This is a genomic window from Paenibacillus rhizoplanae (genome assembly GCF_042684125.1).
GTDB lineage: Bacteria > Bacillota > Bacilli > Paenibacillales > Paenibacillaceae > Paenibacillus_AQ > Paenibacillus_AQ rhizoplanae.
In genome coordinates this window covers 74,556-88,611 of record NZ_JBHUKY010000022.1, presented here as the reverse complement: position 1 = coordinate 88,611, position 14,056 = coordinate 74,556, and the positions used below count along the sequence as shown (strand labels likewise).

14 protein-coding genes are annotated in these 14,056 nt (G+C 52.5%); 3 read left to right on the top strand and 11 right to left on the bottom strand.

The window, feature by feature from the left end:
• Positions 1–5 precede the first annotated feature (5 nt).
• The 10 genes from ACFSX3_RS12685 to ACFSX3_RS12640 form a co-directional block, all read right to left on the bottom strand.
• Positions 6–491, bottom strand: coding sequence for a GNAT family N-acetyltransferase (locus ACFSX3_RS12685; protein ID WP_209992327.1), 486 nt, complete (start codon positions 489–491; stop codon positions 6–8).
• Positions 492–523: 32 nt separating this feature from the next.
• Complete coding sequence (locus ACFSX3_RS12680) at positions 524–1,390, bottom strand: MerR family transcriptional regulator (RefSeq protein ID WP_209992328.1); 867 nt, start codon at positions 1,388–1,390, stop codon at positions 524–526.
• 107 nt (positions 1,391–1,497) lie between these two features.
• Positions 1,498–3,096 carry a hypothetical protein gene (locus ACFSX3_RS12675; RefSeq protein WP_209992329.1) on the bottom strand — a complete coding sequence of 533 codons (1,599 nt, stop codon included), beginning with the start codon at positions 3,094–3,096 and terminating at the stop codon, positions 1,498–1,500.
• Positions 3,089–3,802 (bottom strand): ABC transporter ATP-binding protein, encoded by a 714-nt coding sequence (locus ACFSX3_RS12670; protein ID WP_209992330.1) that lies wholly within the window; start codon positions 3,800–3,802, stop codon positions 3,089–3,091. The genes ACFSX3_RS12675 and ACFSX3_RS12670 overlap by 8 nt, the downstream gene beginning before the upstream one ends.
• A 74-nt stretch (positions 3,803–3,876) precedes the next feature.
• Positions 3,877–4,635, bottom strand: a complete 759-nt coding sequence (locus ACFSX3_RS12665) for an ABC transporter ATP-binding protein (protein ID WP_209992331.1) — start codon at positions 4,633–4,635, stop codon at positions 3,877–3,879.
• Between the two features lie 9 nt (positions 4,636–4,644).
• Positions 4,645–6,963 (bottom strand): ABC transporter permease, encoded by a 2,319-nt coding sequence (locus ACFSX3_RS12660; protein WP_209992332.1) that lies wholly within the window; start codon positions 6,961–6,963, stop codon positions 4,645–4,647.
• Positions 6,964–6,966: 3 nt separating this feature from the next.
• Positions 6,967–8,247: an MFS transporter gene (locus ACFSX3_RS12655; protein WP_209992333.1), complete on the bottom strand. Its 1,281-nt coding sequence runs from the start codon at positions 8,245–8,247 to the stop codon at positions 6,967–6,969.
• Positions 8,240–8,905: a TetR/AcrR family transcriptional regulator gene (locus ACFSX3_RS12650; RefSeq protein ID WP_209992334.1), complete on the bottom strand. Its 666-nt coding sequence runs from the start codon at positions 8,903–8,905 to the stop codon at positions 8,240–8,242. The genes ACFSX3_RS12655 and ACFSX3_RS12650 overlap by 8 nt, the downstream gene beginning before the upstream one ends.
• A 205-nt stretch (positions 8,906–9,110) precedes the next feature.
• Complete coding sequence (locus tag ACFSX3_RS12645) at positions 9,111–9,461, bottom strand: ArsR/SmtB family transcription factor (RefSeq protein ID WP_379256739.1); 351 nt, start codon at positions 9,459–9,461, stop codon at positions 9,111–9,113.
• A gap of 45 nt (positions 9,462–9,506) precedes the next feature.
• Complete coding sequence (locus ACFSX3_RS12640) at positions 9,507–9,962, bottom strand: MarR family winged helix-turn-helix transcriptional regulator (protein WP_209992335.1); 456 nt, start codon at positions 9,960–9,962, stop codon at positions 9,507–9,509.
• Between the two features lie 175 nt (positions 9,963–10,137).
• On the opposite strand from ACFSX3_RS12640, the gene ACFSX3_RS12635 reads away from it, so the two are divergent.
• Positions 10,138–11,124 (top strand): quinone oxidoreductase family protein, encoded by a 987-nt coding sequence (locus ACFSX3_RS12635; RefSeq protein ID WP_209992336.1) that lies wholly within the window; start codon positions 10,138–10,140, stop codon positions 11,122–11,124.
• A gap of 257 nt (positions 11,125–11,381) precedes the next feature.
• Positions 11,382–11,987 carry a histidine phosphatase family protein gene (locus ACFSX3_RS12630; RefSeq protein WP_209992337.1) on the top strand — a complete coding sequence of 202 codons (606 nt, stop codon included), beginning with the start codon at positions 11,382–11,384 and terminating at the stop codon, positions 11,985–11,987.
• 114 nt (positions 11,988–12,101) lie between these two features.
• On the opposite strand, the gene ACFSX3_RS12625 is transcribed toward ACFSX3_RS12630, so the two are convergent.
• On the bottom strand, positions 12,102–13,148 hold the full coding sequence (locus ACFSX3_RS12625; RefSeq protein WP_209992338.1) for a Rieske 2Fe-2S domain-containing protein: 1,047 nt from the start codon (positions 13,146–13,148) through the stop codon (positions 12,102–12,104).
• A gap of 322 nt (positions 13,149–13,470) precedes the next feature.
• Here ACFSX3_RS12625 and ACFSX3_RS12620 point away from each other — a divergent pair, with 322 nt between their 5' ends.
• On the top strand, positions 13,471–14,013 hold the full coding sequence (locus ACFSX3_RS12620) for an NADPH-dependent FMN reductase (RefSeq protein ID WP_209992339.1): 543 nt from the start codon (positions 13,471–13,473) through the stop codon (positions 14,011–14,013).
• The last annotated feature ends 43 nt before the right edge of the window (positions 14,014–14,056 follow it).

The window sequence follows — 14,056 nt, the reverse complement described above, 5'->3', positions numbered from 1 at the left end:
CAATTTCATGGCCTGTACACGTAATCCCAATGTTCACCTTTAAGTACAGAGCCAGGACCCATGTGCCGCTTCTGCTGCAAAATAAAACCAACGCGCTCATACATCCGCTGGGCGGGAAGCAGATCGTCATTAGTGGTCACTAGAATGTGCTGTACTTCATTCTGCAGAATACGATGAACCGCTTCTTGAAGCTGCAGGGTGCTGTAGCCCTTGCCTTTGTAGGCAGTCGCAATACAATTATGGCCGATTTCAGCATATCGGGGCATCTGCCTCGGGTCCCAGGATACAAAGCCAATCGCCTTACCATGCAGCGTAGTCATGAACCCATATTTATCCGCAATTTGCAGATTGTCAAAGAAAAAGTTGTCAAACTCCTGCCAATCCTCCAGACAGCTCTGCTCATACCTGCGATCGAAGGAATAGGCATCCTTCAATAATTCAAGCAGTGTTCCCCGTTCAAACAGGCTTACCTTACTGAACTCAATGTTCATTTACTTCCCTTCTTTTCCCGGGTTTGGCTAAATTATTTCAATACTACAGGTTCCAGCAGACTAAGATCATACAAGTTGCCGCTGCCCTCAGGGCAGTCATTGCGGATATGCTCTTCCAGACAGAGTCTGCTGCGGTCAGAGCGGTACTTTGTGCTATGGGCTAACTGATCCATCAGCATCTTCCAGGAGCCCCCAATGTCTTCACTGCTATCCAATTTGGCATAGAGTCCTCCGGGCAGGATCATTTCCTTGAAAGGCTCAGGTATGCTGATTCCTTCAGGAATTGTCGCACACATTCCATAACCGTAAGGCTTACCTGCACTACTTGGCATAGGCTTCATATTCCCGCCGAATAACCGCGCCGTACCCAGAAGATTTGCGGATTCCAGCCAATCCATTAAGGGTCCCATCGCTTTGTCTTCCGGAGACTGGTCCACCACGATATGAAAGGCTACCCTCATCGTTGGCAGTGTAATCACTTTGAATGTGGACTGCTCGGTTACATTACTCATAAAGACATTCTCCATTTCGCTAAGCAGTTCCTCCTGAATGGAGGTCCTCTTATTGGAAGTATTCAGATAATCGAGTACCTGATGTAATTGCTGTCCCACCCGTTCGAGTTCTTCCTGGTGCGCCTGTAGAGCAATTAGCCTGTTCTGTATAACCTGCTTAAGCACAGGCACAGAACTTTTATCCAAAACAGCCTGTATTTCTTTGATCGGGATATCCATTCTCCGCAGCAGCGCCGTGATCCTGATACACCTAAGCGCTTGTTCATCGTAAGTACGCCAACCTGAGGATACCTCCCGATAGCTCTGAAACAATCCTTCCGCTTCCCAGTGCCGCAAGGTGCGGCTTGTCAGCCCCAGTTGCTCCGACAATTGCTGTATGGTAACCACAGCTTCAGGTACTGATTCGTATAATCCTCCAGCTTCTCACGCAGGCTCTGCACGGATTCATCTCCTAACTTATTTGAGTGTGATTGATGCGTACACAACAAGCGGGCCTACAGCTTCGCAAATAACCGCTCCCCGCTTGTCTGTATATATCTGTACATGCCAGTGCAGACCGCCGCCATTAGAATGCCGAAGCCCAGCAGGATGAGATTTCCGCCCACCCCAGGAAGAAGCATGAACAGTACGGCGGGAACAGCCAGCGTGAGAACGCCGATAACCATCGTTACCAGCACCGACGCGCTCTGCTTGATCGCCGCAACTTCACTAGTCCAGTCCAGCTTGGGCAGCTTCAGGTTCACCATAACGCCCAGCAGCGCGGAATAGCAGGCATAGATTACCGGAACGGCCAGCATTAATATACTTTCCATCCATCCGGCATGAAGAGTATAGGCCAGCAGCCCCCAGCTTACAGCTGTAATGGGTAACGTAATGGTGAGATTCACCGCCACTTTGCTGAATACAATCGCCGGTTTGGGCACGGGGGAGCTGGTCAAGATCCACAGATGATTGCCTTCCAGCGAAATAGAGCAGGCTGTCGTACAGCTCAGAACAACGAATAGAGAGATAACCAGCGGACTCAGCGTACTTAGGGAGTCCGACAACTGCGGGATGTCAAGAATGGTTCCCAGCTGCTCTGAGCTGACGAATAATAAGGAAATGGACATCATCAGGAGCAGCACCATCCCGATCCCTGTGTTCAGCACATAATTGACCGAGCTGAAATAACGCCGAAGCTCCTTTAGATACAAGGCTTTGAATGCTGAATTAGCCTGTAGCGGCTTCATCTTATATGCGCGGCTTGCGCGGCTGGTCATAAGCCCTGTATGAATCGCCTTATACCGGGTCGCCAGCAGGACTGAGAACAGCATAAAGGCCAGCACAGACACCGCGATGAAGAAGAGCAAGGCGCTTACCCGGTACGAGCAGACTGCGTCAACATACACGGAAGCCGGAGGATACACCTTGAAGATCATATCACCCAAGGCGGCTCCAACATCTGCAATCGCCTGCTGCCCTTGATTGAGTGTGAACGAGCCCAGCATCAGCACAATGATGAAGGCGAACGTGAGGATCATATTCAGGATTTTGCTCGCCCGGAACCGGGAAGAGACCCAGCTAATGAGGGTGCCCACCAGCGTAGCCGCTATAATCGGCAGCAGAGTAATGAAGAAGAGCGTCAATAGGAAAAACAGATAGAACAGCACGCCCGGCTTCACATGTATTGCATACACCGCCCCCGCCGGAAGCATGATCAGCAGGGTGAAGAACAAATTCATCACATAGAGCTGAAGCACCCGGCTCGCCACAACATGGCTGGTCTTCACCGGGAGGGACATAATCATATCGTAGTCTTTATAGCTGAATAATACCCCGCTTGCCTTATAGACCGTAGTGAAGAAGCCAATCAGCGAAGTGACCGCCATCATCACTGCCAGCAATAAGTCCATCCGCCCAAGCTGCTCGAACGACTGCGCCATCATGAAGCTGTAGCCGAATGACACGGCTCCGATCATGAGTATCCCGGTTATCACCAAGAGGCTGATCAACAGCGCCTTGCGTCTCTGGGCAGGGTCTTTCGTATGGAGCGCCTGATTGAGGCCGAAGGAGGACAACAGCTGCAGCTTCGTTAATCTCCAGACATTAATCATTATCGATCAGCTCCATGAATACGTCCTCCAGGCTGTTCTCGCCCCGTACCGTTTCAGTTAAGCCGTGGGCAATCAGCCGTCCGCCCTTAATGATCGCGATTTTGTTGCAGAGCTTCTCCGCCGTATCTAGTACATGTGTGGAAAAGAAGATGGCGCTGCCCCTGCTGCACAGATCCGTCATGATGGTCTTCAGCGTATGCGCTGCCTTGGGATCAAGGCCGACAAAAGGCTCATCCAGCACCAGCAGCTTCGGCTCATGAATCAGCGCCGAGATAATGGCCAGCTTCTGCTTCATGCCGTGGGAATACGAGGAGATCAGATCGCCCAGACTGGCTGTAAGCTGGAAGGCATCGCCGTATTGCCCGATCAGCCGCTCGCGATCCGCCTTGGATACGTTAAAGAGATCGCCGATGAAATTCAGGTACTGAATCCCCGTCAGGTGATCGTACAGGTCCGGGTTATCCGGGATGTAGGCAATTTTCGCCTTACAGGCTAACGGATCTTTTTTAATTGAAATGCCGTCAATCTCAATCTCCCCTTGTTCAAAATCAAGCACGCCCACCACAGCGCGGATAGTCGTGGTCTTGCCAGCGCCGTTATGCCCGATGAAGCCATAGATGTCGCCCCGCTCGACTACCAGACTGAGATCATCTACTGCTTTTTTGCCGCCCTTATAGCTCTTCGTAAAATGTCTAATCGTCAGCATTTCCTCTCACCTCTTCCTTGGTGTTAGCAAATAACTATAATACGAACAGCACGGGCTAATGGTTCATTTCAATATTAAATCCCAATCTCCCGCATCTTCGCCGTGATTAAGTTCATGCGGGGCTCAAGCGTCCCTCCGCTGTATCTCGGCAGACGTATCTCATCGACGATCCGGCCGTCGCACATGAACATAATCCGCTGCGTCCTGGCCGCCACAGTGGCATCATGGGTGACCAGCATGATTGCCGTCCCTTCTTCATTGATTCCGGACAGCAGGTCCATGATCTCCTCGGCAGCCTTCAGATTCAGCGCGCCGGTCGGCTCATCCCCGAAAATAATGCGCGGACTGCCCATCAGCGCCCGGCAGATGCCGGCCCGCTGCAGCTGTCCGCCCGAAGCCTCCGTGATATCACGCTTCGCCAGCTCCGCGATGCCCACCTTCTGCATAAGCTGCTGCGCCGTATCCGTAATCGCCGCAACCTTCCTCCGGTTGCCGCGCATCGACGGCAGAATAATATTATCCAGGATGTTCAGATTCTTCATCAGTGTCGGCTGCTGGAACACGAAGCCCATTTCCGTTCTGCGGAGATCTGCAAGCTCATCCTCTTCAAGTATCCCCAGATCCCTGCCCTCAAAAGTAACCAGGCCCCCGTCGATCCGGTCCATTCCGCTCAGCGCAAACAGGAGCGTGGATTTCCCTGAGCCTGAAGGTCCCATCACCGAGACGAATTCACCTTCGTGAATATCGACAGATACTTCGTCCAGCACCTTGCGGCGCTCCCCGCCGGTGCCGTATTGTTTGGTTATATTTTCACCCGAAATAATCTTCTTCATCTGCTTGATCTACTCCTTAATATTGCCGGATATTTGAATTCGGCCGATGCCCGATGTGCCGATAACCGCCCCGATGAGTACAGAACCGGTCATGATTAGCGGACACAGCAGATACGCCGAGAGTGGATGGACCACGAACTTGAACGACGAAGCCCCGAAGGAGGAGATCACAGCCCCGGCAAGAATCTGCCCCAGAGTGTTCGCCAGCAGGGTGCCCAGAACCATCCCGGTCACCAGTACAAATATAGAACGCGTATAATACTGTACAGTCAGATCGGAATTCCGGAAGCCCATCGATTTCATGACGGCAATAGAGTAACGGTCCTTGGCTACCAGCATCCGCATGAACAAGAGTGTAATCAGTACATTCAGGACCAGCATCACGGCTAGAGCAGCCCACGCAGCCTTACCGACTGAGCTAATGGTAGAGCCGAAGGTCTGCGTCACATATTCCCCGATATCGGACACCTTCGCATAACTGAACCGCTCTGCATATTCGCTCACCTTGCTGCTGATTAGTATGGAATCTGCAAGCTCCGCATAAATCACGGCCCACATGGCCTGATCAGAAGTCGTGGTGAAGGTGGCCTTGGCTGTTTTCCCGCCGTTGGTCACATCCGAATAAATCCCGGACACCGTAAGCTCCTTCGCTTCTCCGTCTACGAGCAGGGTCAGGGAATCACCGGCTTGCTTGCCCAGCTCCTTGGCATTCGCGGCGGAGAGGGCAATCTCATTCGCTGCAACCGGGCCATGTCCTTCACCATAGGCAACCGGAAAAATGGAATGGTCGCCCAGCTCAACCTTTATCCGCTCAACGACACCATTGTCCAGCTTCACGTTCAGCGCCTGAGTGGTCAGCACGGCAAAACGGAAGATCATCACATCCTGCTCCATCACCCGCGCAATATCTGCGGCCTTCTCTGCAATATGGTCCGTCTGCTGGATATCCATGCGCAGATCACTGTCACCGATGCCCATGTATGTAATGAAGCTTGGAGAGGAGATCGTATGATAGAGATTCTGGGGCACAATCATAAGGAAGGAAGAGATGACGAGCACCGCAAGCATGGTTGCGTATAGACTTTTTCTGGACAAAACATCCTTAACGCCCAGGTAGACATTCGTGTTCAGCAGCCGGTTGCCGCTCAAGGTAAAACGTCTGGAGCCCGTCCGGGTCTCCCGGGATGTCCCGAACCGGATGGCTTCGACCGCCGAAATCCTGCGGAAACGCTTCAGCACCCTGTTCACATAGGCAATAATAATAAGGAATACGAGCAGTACGCCAAGGATGCCGCAGGCCAGAGCAAGTGCCGGATGCGCACTTTCGCCCATATACAGCCTGATATTCTCAAGCAGCAGACCTCTGAAGCTGAACGATAATGCCAAGCCGAGGATACTCCCCAGAGCTGCTATCGCTGCGTATTTGGCCAGATAGATTCTTTTGAGATCCGAGACGCGCAGACCGATGGCCTTCATGACACCAATCTCCCGGTAATCGCTCTCGATGGTAGCCATGAGGGTGAACCGTATACATAGAAAAGCAATAATAACGACCAGCACGCTCGCCAGCAGGATCACCGCAATCATCAGCCCGTCAGAGATCGCATTAAGCACTCTGAACAGGGGATATGTAATCACCGGGCCGTTCCCCTCAAGTCCTGCTGCGGTGTAGTCGGTCTCAAAGGCCCCCAGCATGGACAGGTCCTTCAGCCTGAACTCAATCAGATATTCCGTGGTTCCGTACTGCGCCAGCTCCGCATAATCCGCCGGGCTGACGAGGAACCGCTTCGATGAAGCGAGCAGCGAGTTCATCTGTGAATCCCGCAGGAACCCCGCTACGGTGAGACTTGCGGCTCCCACGGTAACCGTCCCTCCGGCCTTGACGGAGCCATCCTTCATATAACTGATCGGGACATACACCTCGCCATCCCGTACATCAATCACATTCCCGTCCAGATCAAGCAGATAATCAAACTTCCCGCTCTGTGTGCTGAAGCCGTTATCCTGAACACTGTCCGCAAGCGTATGCCCGTCCATGACAATCCTCGCGCCTTCTACATTGAGAAAATCAAGCACCTGGTGTTCTTCAACCTTATTGTTCTGCTCTGCAAAGGCCTTGAGCCGGGCTTGATCCAGCTGGCCGGAATGCATCTGCAGGAAATGCGGCGTCTTCGCCTGCGTCATCAAATGATCGATGGCCCCGCTCAGATTGACGACCAGAATGGCTGACAGAGAGACGAGCATGGCTGCAGCTGCTACGAACAGCATAGTCGTGAGCGTAATTCCCTTACTTGTGCGGATATCTCTGCGGATGATTCGGTAAAACATAAGTTACCCCCTGCTCTCAAGACTTGTAATGGATTTGAGCCGATAGATCATAACCGAAGCGGCGCTTAACAGCAGGCCGGCAATGATGATGAGAAGTCCCATCCCCCGCCCGCTGCCGGTGCCGATGATCCGCCCCACACTATCCGCCAGAACTCCGCCGCTCACCAGCAAGGGAGTAAATACGTAGTCTGCCAGCACACCTGCCAGCATATAAGCCGCCACGAATCCTAGCTGTGAGAGCAGTCCGATCAATGACCAGGCTCTCCCTTGAACGGAATTGTCAATATTGGTGCGGACCAGATAATCCAGGGCCGTGTTCGTAAAGGGCAACATGGCAAAAAACATAAATCCGGCAGCGCCAATCAGCACAATATTCTCACGCAGTCCGAAGACGGCGATACTGATTCCTGAGCAAAAAAGCGACACTGCCAGCATGCGAACGAAATTTTTTTGTATATGCAGCATCCCTATAATGACACTCGACACCAGCATTCCCGATGCCATGACCGTCTCAAGCGTTCCCAAGACAGCACTATTAGAGAACGCCAGAATCATCGGCATGGACAAGGTCTCGATGAACCCGATGAAGAAGGTCATGACCGAGGTCATAATCACCAGCACCAGCACCCCCCGGTTCCCCGAGACCGCCCGCCAGCCTTCTTGAAACTCCCGGAGGAAGGCCGGTGCCTGTTCCGTCTTCTTGGAGGTAAGCCCGCTGCGGACCGCAAGCGTAGTAGGCACGGTTAGAAAAAATGTACAGATGTCGATAATCAGCAGCAGCTTCACATCAGAGACTGTAAGCAGCAGGCCGGCAATGAGCGGCGAAATCAGATATTTCGCGGAACCGGCAATCTGCACAAATCCGCTGGCCTTTGTATACTGCTCCTCGGTAAGCAGATCCGTTATCGTAGCCTTATAGGCGGGATCAAGCAAGGAGGAGAACACCGAGCTGACGGTCACCCCTAAGCAGATCTGCCACAGCTGCGCGTCTCCATTCAGCAGGCAGACCAGAATATAAATCAGACCTAAGGCAGAGAGCGTATCCCCCAGTACCATCAGCAGCCTGCGGTCATAGCGGTCCGCAAGCACGCCTGCGACTGGACTGAGCAGCAGTGATGGCATGAATGCCAGCAGGGTCACCAGCGCCATAGCCGATGCCTGCCCGGTCTGCTGTAAGGTATAAATCCCCAGTCCGAATGCGGTGAGCCCGCTGCCGATGGCTGAGATCAGTTGCCCTGACCAGAGAAACAGGAATCTGCCAAACCCTGTGCCGGATCTACTCATCACCATGGTTTTCCTTCGCTCCACTACTGCTGCCGAACATCTGCATCACACTCATTAGACTTCCGCCCGCAGCACCGAGCAGCCGTTCCACATTGGCGATGAAGGCCAGAATGCGTGACATCCGCTCCTCCTCCGTCATTTCAACCATGTCATTATCAAAAATGGTGGTGGCATAGACAACGACTATCTCCATGCATTCATACGGATAAGGAGTATTGAATATCCCCTGCTCGATCCCCTCGCTGATGATGGGGGCTAGAATCGGCGGAACGCTGCGGATAACCGCCTTCTGAATTTTCTGATGCATCAGCGCATTCTGCGGCTTGTGGATATGCTCCATAATTTCCGTGCTGCTGCTTTCTCCGCTGCTGATGTTCAGCGCCATGACCGCACGCAGAATCCGCTCAATGACGGGTATGCTCTTATCTTCAGCAATCTGCTGCGCGGCATGAAGGATAGTGGCATTCGTCCGCTCAATCAGCGCGTCCATAATATCCTCCTTCGACTTGAAGTGATAATACAGCGTCCCGCGCGCAATGCCTACCCTGCCCAGAATATCGCCCGTGCTGGTACCGTCGAAGCCCTTCTGTCCGAACAACTCCTCGGCTGCATCCAGAATCTCATTTCTGCGGGTTTCCGCTTCTTTTACAACTCTCATGGTCAGGTCTCCTCGTGGTGAAGCTGGGATTGTACTAACTTTGGGTGTAAATGTGATTGTAGCTTTGGCTGTAACCGTAACTTTATCTATAATGCATTTCACACCGACCGACTGTCTGTCGGTAAGTAATTATAGCATAGCATGCTTGGATGGAACAAGGTAGCTTAAATTTTTCGCATACCGCACAGCAAGGGATTCTCCCGGATCAGAGAATCCCTGCTTCACGCTCGCATTGTGCCAGAACCTTTTCCAGCCCGTTCACCAAGCTTTTGAGCACCATCAGCTTGCTTCCGGAGTCCAGCTGGTAATAGTTGCGGGTGCCTTCTTTTCGGACGCTAACGATCTCCGCTTCTATCAATATTCTCAGATGATGGGACACGGCCGGACGGGAAAAGTGGGTGATCCCTCTGATCTCGCCTACACGCATGCCGGGATCTTGCGGCCCTTGCAGCAAGGCCATCAGGATGGCTTGCCGGGTCTCGGCACCAACCGCATTCAGTACCTTCAGCGAATTCTTGAATTGAGACGCCAGTTCATTCATAAGTTCCTGATCCATGGAAATCCCTCCTATGTGCTTCATCGTCACGAACCCTATCGTTTTTCAGCGGCTCACCCCTGGAGCAGTGACCAGAATCTTGCTGGCCAGGGCAATCATCTGTGCCCGCTCCTCCCCGGTAAGACCATCGGTTACCGCCGTAATTTGACGTTCGATCTGCTCCCCGACCTCATGAATAATCTTCCAGCCTGCCGGGGTGGCCCTCACATTGAATGCCCGCCGGTCACTCTGTGATACGGTACGCTCTACCAGCCCGCGGCGCTGCGCCCGGTCAACAAGCCCTGTAATACTGGATTTATCGAGACCCAGATGCTTGGCTAACTGCAACATACCCGGCTCCCGGTCACGCAGTATCCCCAGCAGACGGATCTGAATGATCGACAGATCATGCTCCGTTCCTATTCGGGCAAGGATATTCTGCACCAGGAAGGAGAGCTGCACAAGGCTGTCTACCATCGACAGATCATCCAGCTTATCAAAAGAATTATCGTAACTGTTCATTCATTTCACTCCGCACTTTTATATATTTCAGACCTGTTTGCTCCTATTGTACCACAGGAACCGTTGACTTTGTACGTAATACAAACTATATTGTTTGTATTGCAAACTTTTTAGTTTGTTTCACAAACAAAAATCACTCACCCGGGTAAATAACCGGGTAAATGGAGGCCTATTTATGTACGCTGCTGTTGTAAGATCATTCGATTCAGGTCCGAAATACGAAAAGATTGCAGCTCCTGCACCTTCAGGAGAACACGAAGCTCTGGCGGAGGTGCTCGCTGCCGGATTACATCTCCGGGTCCGGGCACAAGCCAATGGTTCTCACTACACGAGTACGGAAGAACTGCCGTTAATCCCAGGTATTGACGGCGTCGGACGGCTCCCGGATGGCAAGCTGGTCTATTTTGTAGCCACCGATAATGCCCAGGGATCATTCGCAGACCAGACCCTCATCGATCTTCGCCGCGCTGTCCCGCTACCTGCAGATGCTGATCCCGTGCTCATCGCCGCCGCGATGAATCCGGCCATGTCCTCCTGGGTAACTCTCCGCCGCCGGATTCAGGCTAAGCCCGGGTTCAAGGTGCTCATTCTAGGCGCTACCGGCAACTCCGGACAAATGGCCGTGCAGATTGCCAAGCTTATGGGAGCCAGTCAGATCATCGCGGCCGGGCGGAACCCGGACCGTCTCCGTTCGCTTACACAGCTTGGGGCGGATGTTGTCTTATCGCTTGCCGGAGATCCCTTGACAGCGGCCCGGAGCCTTGGTGAGGCCTCAGCCGAAGTTGATATCGTTCTCGATTATCTGTGGGGTGAGCCTGCTGCACTCTCCATGCTCCCGATATTAACCCGCCGGTCCGACCGCAGCCGGCTGTTAACCTGGATTCAGATCGGTTCCATGGCCGGCGCAGACGCCGCGATCCCTTCCGCTGCACTCCGCTCTGCCAACTTCCAGATCATCGGCAGCGGCCAGGGGTCCGTCACTCCAGCCGGATATCTGGCGGAATTCCCGGCGTTGATCCAAGCGATTGCAGAGGGGCAGCTTACAGCGAACCCCATCGTTTATCCGCTATCGCAAATTGAACAAGTATGGAAGACTTCAGCCGATAGTCAGCAGCGTATTGTCTTCGTGCCGCAAGCAGAAACGGATTTGCCGTCCTTTTAAAGGACGGTAACGTTTCAGCGAGAAATAGAAGGATAATGCAATGCGTGAAACTATACATTCTTATATTTTAAAATAAGTAATTCCCGAACCCTCTAAGCAAGCTATGTCCGGGTATTGTCAAGCTGCGTTGCTCCGATTGTAACTTCTGTTCTTGAACATTCTGGAAAGTAAGTGATAGACTTAGCAGGATATCCTTCTTGTAGGAACCTTTTAAGGAATCATACTTACGCATCATAGAACAGGGGGCCGAGGAGCAGTTGGCAATATATCTGGTAAGACACGGCAAGGACGACGAAGGATATCGCGGCGGATGGAGCCAGCGGGGGCTGAATACCCAGGGTTACAGACAAGCCGAGAAACTTGGCCGCTACCTGAAAGAGAACCATTCCTTATTCAACATAAAGCGTATAGTCAGCAGCGATCTGCAACGCGCGCTGGATACAGCCGGTGAGCTGGCAAGAGAGCTGGAGTTACCCTTAGAACACAGTATGGATTGGCGGGAGATGAACAATGGCGTGATCGCCGGCATGCCGAACGAAATCGTGAATGAACGGTATCCAGGTCTATACTTCTCAGGACTGCGGATGGACGAGCGTTACCCTGATGGAGAGAGTCCGCTCGAATTCTTCACACGGATTCAGGAGACCCTCACCCGGTTCTGCGAAGAGTGTGCGGACAGCGGCCCCGATGATAACCTGATTATCGTTACACACGGCGGTGTCATAAATATCATTTACCATATAATCAAAGGGATCGACTGGAATAACCGGGGCAGTAAATTCCCTGCTTCCTATGCCAGCCTGCACAGAATCGAGCTTGTGGACGGAAGATGGAGCCTTTCGCTGGAAAATTATACGGTGTAGCTGCTGCCGCTAGCTTTGCGTTTCGCAGGCAGCCTCCACCCAATCAACACAACAGCACACGCCCGGCTGCCGAGCTTCTGCTCTCTGCTGCCGGGCGTGTGCTGTTAATAATGCTCAGGACGTATAATTCTGTCCCAGCCCCAGGCTGCTTAGCAGCTGTCTGTAGGCAATGGAGGTCCGGTCTGCCGGAATATGAGCTTCGGCCTGCAGATCCAGCGGCAGATCTTCCGGCGTCTGCGATTCCACCATCTCCGCATCCTCCTGGAACACCTGCAGATTGAACTTCACCGTGTCCTCCAAGGGGGCGTTCTTATCAAAGTTACGCGAGATTGGGCAGAACAGCCGGGTATAACGGGCCGACACCGGAGAAGCACAATTCAGAATCTTCAGCCTGCCCTCATCCGGAAAATAGACCGTCAACGAAGCGGCGAACGGTGCGAATACACGGAACTCCCGCAGCCACTGGAAGCCTTCCGGCGCAGGATTCTCCTGCCCTTTGCCATAGTTGCTGACCGTGCTCCAGTATTCGGCGACCAGCTCCGTCTCTCCTTCACGCCACACCTTGTACTGGGGGACCTCTGTATTATTGCGGTCACCGAAGGTTGCCGTATGCACGTAGGCGAAATGGGACACATCGAGGAAGCCCTCCATCTGCCGCCCGGAGGAGCCGGCAATATCGAAGCTCGGGATCAGAATATTAAGATAATCGGGATCATCCCAGGCCGGGAAGGCGGGAATCTGCTCCGGCGTATCTGCAAGGCAGGTCCAGATCAGACCGTAGCGTTCGATGGCCGGATAGACGATCAATTTCAATTTGGGCGAGATTTTGGCGCTTGGATGTGCCGGTACCGCAGTACATTTCCCCTCACAGTTATAGCGGAACCCGTGATACGGGCAGACAATCTCCCCGTTCTCCACCCATCCCTTACTTAAAGGGGCTCCCCGGTGAAAACACAGATCCCGGGCAATAACTACCTTGCCTCCGCTGCGGTAGCATACCAGCTTCATATCCAGCAGCTTCACCGCCACCGGCTGATCCTGTACCTCTGCTGCCGTAGCCACCGGATACCAGTACTGGGCCAGAATGCGCCAGTCTTCAGGCGAGAAGGTGCAATCACGCGGGAGTTCAAGCTCTGCCTGCCGTTTCTTTTCCTCTATCATGGCTGCCCCACCTCTCCCTATATTAAAGATATAAGATTGCTTAATTATATGTCAGAATAACTGACTTGTTGAGTGTATTTTAAGCTGATGACAGCTTTGAAATCAATATTTAATCTAATTTATTTGTGATTCCGCCTAAAATACACATTTAAATGTTATGCAATATAACATATTAGAATGACATACTAATCCTTTTATCCTTAATAGACCATCCGTTAAAATAGTTTCAAAAATTCACTTGCTTTATTTAAGTTATGAACTATAATAAAAATATGTTCATCACTTGCAAAATACTGTAAACCAAATTCGAGGAGGAATTACATTGACAACACTTAATATCGGAATTATTCTTGGAAGCACACGCCAGGGCCGCGTTAGCCCGCAGGTAGGCGAATGGGTGAAGGGGATTGCTGATGCCCGCGGCGATGCTAATTACGAAATCGTAGATATTGCCGACTTCAAGCTGCCGATGTTCGGGGAGAGCGACAGCTACGCCGAAGCCCAGGCCTGGGCAGCCAAGCTGGCTACGCTGGACGGATTCGTATTTATCGTTCAGGAATATAACCACAGTCTCTCCGGGGCACTGAAGAACGCACTGGATTCTGCCCGCGATGAATGGAACAACAAGGCTGCCGGGATCGTAAGCTACGGCTCCGCCGGAGGCGCCCGCGCCGCTGAGCATCTGCGTGGTATTCTCGGCGAATTGTCCGTTGCCGATGTTCGTGTCCACCCGCTCCTCTCGCTGTTCACCGATTTCGAGAACGGCTCGGTGTTCAAGCCTGCTGACCTGCATGCTGCCAACGTTAATGCTATGCTTGATCAGGTTCTGGCCTGGAGCGGCGCGCTGAAGACACTGCGCCAGTAAGCATTCATTCTGTTCATTCTAAAAGTCCGAACATGAAGCAAGG